Source organism: Lacticaseibacillus sp. 22, from assembly GCF_055413445.1.
Genome location: NZ_JBVAYD010000052.1, coordinates 1 through 5,731, shown reverse-complemented (window position 1 = coordinate 5,731; position 5,731 = coordinate 1). Strand labels below are relative to the sequence as shown.

At 41.8% G+C, this 5,731-nt stretch carries 5 protein-coding genes and 1 pseudogene; 4 read left to right on the top strand and 2 right to left on the bottom strand.

Translation table 11 applies throughout. The features are described from left to right. The 4 genes and pseudogenes from ACWP87_RS13580 to tnpC form a co-directional block, all read left to right on the top strand. A pseudogene (locus ACWP87_RS13580) lies at nucleotides 1-1,002 on the top strand (IS4 family transposase); the annotation flags it as partial. 781 nt (nucleotides 1,003-1,783) lie between these two features. After that, on the top strand, nucleotides 1,784-1,981 hold the full coding sequence (locus ACWP87_RS13575) for a hypothetical protein (protein WP_029944112.1): 198 nt from the start codon (nucleotides 1,784-1,786) through the stop codon (nucleotides 1,979-1,981). After that, on the top strand, nucleotides 1,956-2,219 hold the full coding sequence (tnpB, locus tag ACWP87_RS13570; protein ID WP_005687345.1) for an IS66 family insertion sequence element accessory protein TnpB: 264 nt from the start codon (nucleotides 1,956-1,958) through the stop codon (nucleotides 2,217-2,219). Before ACWP87_RS13575 ends, tnpB begins: the two co-directional genes overlap by 26 nt. A gap of 265 nt (nucleotides 2,220-2,484) precedes the next feature. Further along, nucleotides 2,485-3,837: an IS66 family transposase gene (gene tnpC / locus ACWP87_RS13565; protein ID WP_015765000.1), complete on the top strand. Its 1,353-nt coding sequence runs from the start codon at nucleotides 2,485-2,487 to the stop codon at nucleotides 3,835-3,837. 323 nt (nucleotides 3,838-4,160) lie between these two features. On the opposite strand, the gene ACWP87_RS13560 is transcribed toward tnpC, so the two are convergent. Both ACWP87_RS13560 and ACWP87_RS13555 read right to left on the bottom strand, forming a co-directional pair. Then, the gene (locus ACWP87_RS13560; RefSeq protein ID WP_005687341.1) at nucleotides 4,161-4,703 is read right to left on the bottom strand and encodes a hypothetical protein; all 543 of its coding nucleotides are present in this window, start codon (nucleotides 4,701-4,703) and stop codon (nucleotides 4,161-4,163) included. 14 nt (nucleotides 4,704-4,717) lie between these two features. Further along, nucleotides 4,718-5,731: DUF6731 family protein (locus ACWP87_RS13555; protein WP_225350544.1), on the bottom strand; the 1,014-nt coding region annotated here is incomplete at its 5' end.

Sequence of the window (5,731 nt, the reverse complement as noted above, 5' to 3'; positions counted from 1 at the left end):
TTAAGCGCGAGTTCTCCAAGAAGACCGAATTACTCTCCAAAGTATTCGATCATGACCATGAACGGTACTATACCGGCTTTCGGGCTTTGACTTTGGGTTGGAGTGATGGCAATACCCTCCTGCCGCTCAACTTTGCCTTCATGGCCTCAAGTAAGAAAAAGAACCAAGTTAGCCCGCAAAAGCCGTGTGATGGTCGCTCACTTGCGGCCAAACGTCGCCAGCAAGCCCATCGCAAAATGAACCTAGTGGCCACTTGAACTCGTTGATCAGGCGATTAAAGCAGGTGCCAAGGCACATTATGCTTTATTTGATAGCTGGTTTGCTTATCCCAAGATGTTCCATGAACTGCTTAAGCGCGGGATCAATGGCATCGGCATGATCAAGCAGACGGAGAAAGTGTATTTTCGTTATCGTGGACGAGAAATGGATGTTAAGCGGCTCTATGCCACGTTAAAGCAGAGTAAATGGCCAACGCATCAACATTATCTGTACAGTCCCATTGTGCAATACGACATGGGCGGTACGACGATGGCCATGAAGCTAGTCTTCGTGACTAAAAAAGGTGCCAAGGGCCGCTTCTTGGTTTTAGCAACCACAAAGACTAATTTGCGCCCCGAACGCATCATTCAGATGTACGGCAGACGCTGGCAAATCGAAGGCTACTTCAAGGTTGCTAAACAATATCTGCGCTTTGATGCGACACAAGTACGTGGCTATGACAGTCTTTGCGCACTTAAGGCAATGGTCATGATGAGTTATGATCTTCTCGCCTTGTGTCAGCGTGAGGAAACTGACGAACGCACGCTGGGAGACTTGTTCTTCTACTTTGGAAAAGCTTTACCCGATATCGGCATTGCGCGAGCTTTAAGTTGGCTCATGGCACAATTGATTGGTATAGCGTCAACTTATCATGAAGCTCAAGCGGTCATTAATCAGATCATGAGTGAATTCATGCAAAAACTGCCGAAGAGTCTTGCGGATCTCTTCGGCAGCGCGGCATAGATAGGATTTGAATATGATTTTGTGGATACACCCTGACGCAGCGGCAGTCAGAGCCATTTTTTTACTTTCACTCTTTAGTTATTGAATTTTTCAGCAGTCTCGCTTCTTTCTGGGCTACTATTATCAGTCTGATTTTTTATCTTTTCTTTTTCAAAAGAGCACAAGCGCTATTAAATGACCAAGTTATTAGTACTAGCTGCCCAATTATACTCGTGAAAAATGTTTGTATAGTCATAGGATCGTTACAGTTTTGTATAGCAATATACGCATTAACATCTACAGCAAGCATAATTGTTAACCAAGTTACAGATAAGCAGTAAATAAAAAATAATAAATATTCATGTATGTTTATGCTGCGCTTATTTTTCCTATCTGTATACCAGACAAAAAGAGCTAGAAGAAAGGCCACCACAATACCGAGAATAAAAATCCAAAAAAATAATTTCAACCGCTCATCTCCTGAAAATTAATTTGTTAAAAGGTATCCTAATACAAAGAGCGACATTTTGGAAGTGCCATGGTGATTTATTTGCTAAGTAATGAATTAAGGTTAAAAGTTCTTAAGAAAACCTCAAAAACCACCTGCGCCCTTGAAATTCTCTAAAAGTTTATAACTTGGATTGAACTATAAGTGCACTAACTTTGGACCAATGCTAACTGAGGGCGTTGGTCTTTTTTATGCTCGGTGTAACTTTGTCGTAAGCGTCTAATAGTACAGTACCTACAAACATTGAGATCCTCCTTCTATACTTGTTCTATCAAGCAGATTGGAGGATTTTTTATTTCTCAAACTAACGACATGGTTCCCGTTAGGATGATTAACCGCGATAGTGCTTCTGCTGTCGTCAAACCTAAACTAGGAGCTAAAGTAAAACTGGATGACGCCGAGGTACTTTTCTACAATGGTGCCGACAAAGTAATGGCGCGCATTATTTTACAGGAGCTGATGAAGCATGATTCCAGATCTGTCCAAGGCTAACATTTACATCATTTGTGGCCGCACCGACTTGCGCAAAGGCATTGATGGTTTGGCGGCCTTAGTGACAGAGGAATACCAGATGGATGTTTTCGATAATGCCCTGTTCATCTTCTGTGGCACCCGTAAAGATAGGTTCAAGGCGCTGTACTGGACCAAAAGTGGCTTTCACTTCTGTATAAACGCTTTGAAAACTGCTATATGCAATGGCCGCGCGATCGCAGTGAAATTCGCCGCCTAAATTATCGCCAAATGTCACGCTTGGTCAGTGGTTTAGCCATTGAAGAACGACGCACCATTCAAGCCATAACGCCCGGGCATGTGTACTGATACTGCGAAAAGGAAGCCTTTTCTAGAAATCAAAGAAAAGGCTTCCTTTTCGTATGGCCGCTTGATATACTCATTTCAACAATTTTAACGGAGGATCCAAAATGCCTGCTGAAGCAGCAGTTACGCAAGCCTAATTCAACTACCTCAAACAAGAAAATGAACTGCTTCGTGAACAAGTGGCATTTCTGATGCGTCGCCTTTACGGTGCGAAGCGTGAAAGTCTGACCGATGGTCAGCTGGATCTTTTTGAGAAGAATAAAGCTTTCTCCGCACCAGAGCCGACGGAACCAGAAGCAGCTGGCAAGAAGCCAGCTGAGCGGAAAAAAAGAAAAGGCAGGAAGGCAGCACAACTGGCGAATTTTCCTGAAGTGTCTGTGCATCATGAATTAACTGACGCCGAGCGTCAGTGTCCAAATTGTACCGCCGAAATGCGTGAGATAGGTGTCACTGTTACCAGTCGTGAACCAGTTCGTATTCCGGCACATGTTGAAGTCCACGTGCATTATCAACACGCCTATGAATGTCGCCAATGTTCAGACCAACTAGATCATAGCGTCATCAAAAAAACCCCCTTACCACAGCCGTTCATTACCAATAGTTTTGCCTCACCCAGCGTCCTTACTCAGACGATGATCGAAAAGTTTCGTAAAAAGGTCCCCGTCTATCGCCAAGAGAAGGATTGGGAAGAGGTTGGTCTTCCCCTAACGCGTCAACAAATAACCAACTGGCATATCTTGGCATGCGATTATGGTTTGGCCGATCTTTATGAACTAATGCATCAAGAACTGCTCAAACAGACAATCGTTCACGCTGATGAAACCAGCTATCGCGTCTTAGAAAGTGAAAAGGTGAAGACCTACTACTGGGTATTCGCATCTGGGCACTGTGAGGATAAGCCAATGGTCCTTTATGAACACGCCGATTCTCGTGCGACTGAGGTTCCGAAACACTTTTTAACTGGTTATAGGCATTATCTTCAAACCGATGGTTATCAAGTGTACGAGAAACTCGATCAAGTCACGCGGGTTGGCTGTCTGGCCCACATTCGCCGCAAGTTCTTTGAGGCCATGGGCAAACAGAGCACCACGAAAAGTGCTGCTAAAACGGGGGTTGATTATTGCGGGCGCATGTTCACGATGGAACGCAAATGGCGGCTGCTCACACCAGAACAACGTTATGAAAAGCGGCAAGGCCAACTCAAGACCGAAATGACTAAGTTCTTTACTTGGTGTGAGAACATCCATACCTTACCGCAATCCAAATTAGGCCGCGCGATTGAGTATGCACTCAGTCAACGCGAAGCCCTAGAAAACGTCTTGTTGGATGGCCGTCTGGAGATCTCAAATAACCGTGTTGAACACGCCGTCAAAGAACTGGTTATCGGCCGTAAAAACCGGCTGTTTTCCACGAGTTTCAAAGGTGCTCACTCAAACGGGATTATTTTGAGTATCATGCGTTCAGTCGAGGCCAACGGACTTGATTGCCGCAAGTATCTTGAATACTTATCACAACCTTCCCGTTCCTTGTGATGCCGGGGCATTACAAGATTATTTACCATGGTCGCCCAAGGTTAAAGCCAACTGTTCGCGTTAAAGCTGATTTAAAAAAACGGCTTCGGTATTCCTTACAGCATAAAGGATATCGAAGCCGTTTTAAATGTACCTTACAATCGTACGCTTACGGTCATTAATCAGATCATGAGTGAATTCATGCAAAAACTGCCGAAGAGTCTTGCGGACCTCTTCGGCAGCGTGGCATAGATAGGATTTGAATATGATTTTGTGGATACACTCTGATGCAGCGGCAATCAGAGCCATTTTTGCACTTTCACTCTATAGTTTAGATATTAATTTTAAGTCTTTACACGAATTCCAGTGTTTTTGTGCTTTTTAAGCATAATTTTGCTGATGACATCAACAACGTAATAAATATCCCACATTGAAACCAAGAATATTGAGGCCCAAGCAACTAAGATAAGAGCGTTTATTAATTTCATTTCTAATGAAGGAATGAAATCAAAGGATACTGTTATAACTATAAAAATAATATCTTCTATAAATATCGTCCTGATTTTTTTTATCAACGAATCAAAAAAGTCTTGAGCTTTTGAAACTTTATCGGCTTCTTTAAAAAATTCTGAAGAATGTCGTTCTCCAATCAGTAGTCCAATAAAGATTCCCGCTGTTGCCAATATTATTGATGAAATAGCAATCATATCACTAGATCCAGCCCGAATACTTTTTAATTTTCCATAATAGTAAAAAGTGCTGAAGAAGGCTGAAACAACCACTGCTATCAACCACCGTAAAATATTAACCTTGTCTGTGAGATCACCAAATTTAAAAACCTCTTGCACTTTTGAAATAAACTTTTTTAAGTTCAAAGTTTTCAACATTTAGGATCACCTCTTCAGAGATTATCTGGTTTGGGAATAGCTCGAGCAGCTCTTTGTCTGAATCCTTTATTTTTGCTGTTTTTATCTAGATTATCTTGAGGCAAATCAAAATTTTGTTCAACGAAATTGTTATAAATGAACTCGGCTCCTGGCGTTTCTCGATTAGGAAACTCAATGGTCATGCTTGACTTTAAGCGCGGAGAAAGCAGATCTATTGTCTCTATGGCGTGGTGTTCATCTTCTTTAGAAGCAATTTGCATCGACACATCTTTTCCTTGTTTTGCAAGATATTTAATATCTTCAATGACCTGAGTCACCTGATCTTTTTCTAAAGATCTAGCTCTAGGTGTTCTACTCATTGAAACTGTTAAATCAAAAGAAATTCCGCCAATTTCTCCAGCTGCATCCACAGCTTTATGCATAACTTCTGCTGACATATGTTCATCATTAAGCAACGAAACATCACTTGCTTTAATATTAATACGTCGAATAATTTGGTTTTGCAATGCGCGATGATATGCAGATTCATCAGGAATCGGCTTCAATGAAACAACTCCGACTTCATTTTCCCCCTCGCCAATACTTTCTTTGTATCTTTGTCTAAGTTCTGTTAAAGCGAGTTCGCTTTGCTTCGTCGTTAAACCATAAAAATTCGACTGAACCACCAGCACCCCGCTTTCAGGATCAAAAACGAAAATAGAAAACTCACCGACAAATTCATCCTTGTCTAATTCAATAGGCTTTCCGGGCTTATTAAGATGTTTAAGCGAAGGGATGTTGTTATATCTGTTTTTGGAGATTCGAAACCAGTACAAGTTTCTTTGTTGATCAAGCTGTTGATCCTCCCATTCAAAGTCTGCCACTTCATCTCCTAAAATGACTGAACTTTCAATCTTGCCCTTGTGATTTAGAAGAAATTCAAGGAAATCCTTCATGTTCCATCTAAAGTTATTACCGTTTTCATAATTCAATTCCGGAACAAAGTAGTTGAACCTCACATGTTGTTTCGTCATAAGCACATCTCCTAA